Origin of the sequence: Kineosphaera limosa NBRC 100340 (genome assembly GCF_000298215.1) — a bacterium.
GTDB lineage: Bacteria > Actinomycetota > Actinomycetes > Actinomycetales > Dermatophilaceae > Kineosphaera > Kineosphaera limosa.
The window spans coordinates 1-3,607 of the sequence record NZ_BAHD01000139.1 but is presented as its reverse complement, the minus strand read 5'-3'; the positions used below and the strand labels follow the sequence as shown (position 1 = coordinate 3,607).

At 73.6% G+C, this 3,607-nt stretch carries 3 protein-coding genes and 1 pseudogene; 3 read left to right on the top strand and 1 reads right to left on the bottom strand.

Annotated features, from left to right (window positions below; translation table 11 throughout):
- Window positions 1-310: 310 nt before the first annotated feature.
- Together KILIM_RS21660 and KILIM_RS21655 are read left to right on the top strand one after the other, a co-directional pair.
- Window positions 311-763: a hypothetical protein gene (locus KILIM_RS21660; protein ID WP_157551894.1), complete on the top strand. Its 453-nt coding sequence runs from the start codon at window positions 311-313 to the stop codon at window positions 761-763.
- Window positions 760-1,527 (top strand): SIR2 family NAD-dependent protein deacylase, encoded by a 768-nt coding sequence (locus KILIM_RS21655; RefSeq protein WP_006594903.1) that lies wholly within the window; start codon window positions 760-762, stop codon window positions 1,525-1,527. The genes KILIM_RS21660 and KILIM_RS21655 overlap by 4 nt, the downstream gene beginning before the upstream one ends.
- A gap of 55 nt (window positions 1,528-1,582) precedes the next feature.
- Here KILIM_RS21655 and KILIM_RS21650 read toward each other — a convergent pair whose 3' ends face one another.
- Window positions 1,583-2,845, bottom strand: coding sequence for a serine hydrolase (locus KILIM_RS21650; protein WP_157551893.1), 1,263 nt, complete (start codon window positions 2,843-2,845; stop codon window positions 1,583-1,585).
- Between the two features lie 244 nt (window positions 2,846-3,089).
- Here KILIM_RS21650 and KILIM_RS21645 point away from each other — a divergent pair.
- Window positions 3,090-3,607: pseudogene (locus KILIM_RS21645) on the top strand (hypothetical protein); the annotation flags it as partial.

Genomic DNA, 3,607 nt, shown 5'->3' with positions numbered 1-3,607 from the left:
GGTAGTAGCAACGCTATTAATTGCTGAAACCCACTGCAGCACAGGCGGATTCAGATTGCCTGAATGGGCCGTGAGTTTCGTTGGGGCACAGGCATTCTCGACGTCTCACTCGACGCTCAGTCAGAGTGATCTGCATCACATGACGATGGACTGAGGGTTCACCCCCAGAGCGGCCGGTCCGAGCCTGCCCGCGGCGACTCCGGCAACGTCAACGGGCACGACGACGAAACCGGCCTGGTCGTGACCAAAGCCGGTTCCGTCCCCGACATAGGGTGAACCCCTGGTGCCTGGACGGGATGGGGTGATCGGCATGCCTGGCGATGAGCAGGTCTGCATCGGCAGCGCTGCGGAGGTCGCCGGCCCGCCCGGTGGCGGGGTGCGCGAACCCCGACCGCAGCAGGCGTTGCCGGGGGAGCTCAAGCCCCTGGAGTGGAGCGCCGACCGCGGCCCGATCAGCGACGCCGAGGCGCTGGGGGTGCTGCGCCGGCGGCGGCGCGTCGAGTTGGCCGGGCCGGCCAAGGCTGCGCGCCGAGCCCCGGTGCCCGAGCAGTTACCGGACCCGCAGGCGCCCCGCAAGCCGACGATGTTCCGGTTGCCGCCGGTGCTGCTGGCGCGGGCCCACGCGCGCGCCGAACTCGAGGCCGTGCCGCTGACGACGATCGTGGAGGAGTTGCTGGCCGGTTACGCCGCCGGAGCGCCGCAGAGCCCGGCGACGGTGCGCGAGCGGCTGCGCGCCGCCGGACTGAACTGGCAGCGCCGATGAGGGGCCTGTCGCCGCGGGAGTCCGAGTGGCTCCTCGACCGGGCCGCAGCGGCTCGCCGGGTGGTGGTGCTCAGCGGCGCCGGCATGTCGGCGGAGTCCGGGGTGCCGACGTTTCGGCAGGCGCAGACCGGCCTGTGGGAGCGTTTCGACCCCACGATGCTCGCGACCCCGGACGCCTGGGAGGCCGACCGGCCGCTGGTGTGGGCCTGGTACGCCTGGCGCCTCGGGCTCGTCCGCGGGGTGCACCCGAACGCCGGCCACACGGCGCTGGCTGCCTGGGGGAGGAAGGCGCGTGTCGACATCGTCACGCAGAACGTCGACGACCTGCACGAACGGGCCGGCAGCCAGGTGCTGGCGCATCTGCACGGCAGCCTGCGCGCCTTCCGCTGCGAGGCCTGCGCGGCGCCGTACGACGGCCCGATCGAGGTGCCCGCGGAGCCCGTCGAACGACTCGACCCGCCACGCTGCCCCGACTGCAGGGCCGCCATCCGCCCGGGTGTCGTGTGGTTCGGCGAGATGCTGCCGTCCGGGGCCTTCGACGGCGCGGTCGATGCGCTGCTGGAGGCCGATCTCGTGCTGGTCGTCGGCACCTCCGGCCTGGTGCACCCGGCTGCCGGCCTACCCGACATCGCCCGCGGGCACGGCGTGCCCGTCGTCGAGGTCAACCCGCAGGAGACGCCCCTGTCCGCCGGGGTCGACCTTTCGTGGCGGATCACCGCCGCCGTCGGCCTCCCGACGCTGGTGGACCGTCTCATCGAGCCCTGACCGGCCCCTGAGTCGAGGGTTTGGGGCGTCGAGGGGTGGGGCGTCGAGGTGGGGCTCAGCGGTGTTCGCTGAGCAGGCGGGCGGCGTCGGCGGTGGCCGCGACGAATGTCTCCTCATCGACGGGGCGCTCGCCGGTGCCGATCATGACGAGGGCCTGCCGCCGCTGCGTGCCCTGCGGTGGTGGAGCCAGGAAGCTCAACGCGATCACTCCACTGTCGGAGCCGCCCTTGAAGGCCTGCTCCGACCAGTCGGGCACCGCTATGCCGCCGTTCTTCGTGAGGATCTCCCGGAGCGGTGCCAACGCCGCGTCACCGGCGAGCGTGTCGAGATAGAGGTGGGCCTGCACGACCTCCTGCGGGGTGGCGAACCAGCCGACGCCGGAGCGCCACGGCGTGCTCGTCATATCGATGTTCTCCGGGCCGGGCCCAGGCATCGGCACCTGCTCGAGGAGCTGCGCGCGGGTCTGCGCATCGGCGGCCGCCCATTTCGCGCGGGCGTCCAGGGCCTGCGGCGCGTCGCCGTATCCCAACCAGAACATCTGCCGCGGGGTCAGGAACGGGGTGATGCCCTCGGGGTGGGTCGCGCCCGCACGGGCGGCGGCCGCGCGCACCGTGTCCTCGCCGACGGCGCGCATCAGCAGGTCGGTGGCCGTGTTGTCGGAGATGCGGATCATGAGGTCGGCGGCCTCGCGGACCGTGACGGCGGTGCCGTCGGGGCGCTCCTGCAGGGTGCCCGAGGGCAGCGTCTTGTCTTGCGCGGTGAGCCTCAACTGCTGGTCCCAGCTCAGCGCGCCGTCGCGGACCTGCTCGGCGACCGCCGCCAGCACGTACAGCTTGAACATCGACGCGATCGGCCGCACCCCCTGCTCCCCGCTGCGGTGTACGACCTCCAGGGAGCCGTCGTCGCCCACGGTCGCCGCCAGGATCGAGACCTGCGGCGCGGCCAGCTGGGCGCGCTGCTCGACCTGGGGCCAGGTGGTCGCGGTCTCGCCCTGCGCGCCCTCCTTGAGCAGGGCGCCGTCGATGCGACCCGCGTCGTCGACCGTCATCGTCAGGGAGTAGCGACGGCCCTGGGCGACGACGGAGGCCGAACCGGCCTTGCCGTCGCTGGTCACCGACTCCAGCACCCACGGTGCCTGCGCCCGCAGCTGCCCGAGCATCACGAGCCACTGCGCCGGCGGCACTTCCGCCTGAAACTGCTCGGTGAACCGCGAGCTCACATCGCTGGACACCGGGTCGGTGTTCATCTGCCCGAGCATCCAGCTCATTTGGCGGCCGACCGCGTCGTTCGGCGGGTGGGCCGTCGCCGTGGGGGTCACGGCCGGGCGCGATGGAGCCGCGGTGCCCGGGGCGCCGGGAGAGCGGCCGTCAGTCGATGCGGCCCCGTCGTACGGCGATGAGCACCCGGAGAGAACGAGCGCGGCGGCGGTAGCGGCGCCCACCAGGGCCCGCCGTGCGCGCACCCTGCGGGCGAAAGAGCGGGCAGCGGAATCGGTGTGACGCACCCCCCAACCCTACGAGTTGCGGTCCGGGGCAGGCCCGGGGTCCACGTACGCTGGTGCAGTGGAGAGCGATCCGCTGGTGGCGAGCATGCGCACCGCCGTCCAGGCGGCCCCCAGCGACGTGCCCCTGCGCCGGCATCTGGCCGAGCTGCTCGCCGAACACGGCGCCCTCGACGAGGCCATCCAGCACGCGGCGGCCGCGCTGCACACCGCGCCCGCCGACGACGCTTCCCGCGCCCTCATGCGGCGGCTGCTCGCGGCGGCCCCCGGTTCGGTAGTCGCGGACCCGGCTCCCCACCTCGAGCACCACGAGTCGCCGCCCGCGCAGGCCCCGCTCGGACTGCACGACGCCCGTGGACTCCACCCCCAGCAGGGCGTGCCCGATGCGCGGGGCCCGCACGATCCGTGGGGCGCGCAGGAGGCCGCCCACTCCACCGACGGGCACGGCTTTACCGCCGGCCCGCTGCCGCCGCGCCCGGCGATGACACCGAGGCGACCGCGCCGACCCGTGGCCCAGGCCTACGGAGCCGCACCGCACGATCCACCCCCGGCCGGGCACGACCCGGCGGTGGCCGCCCC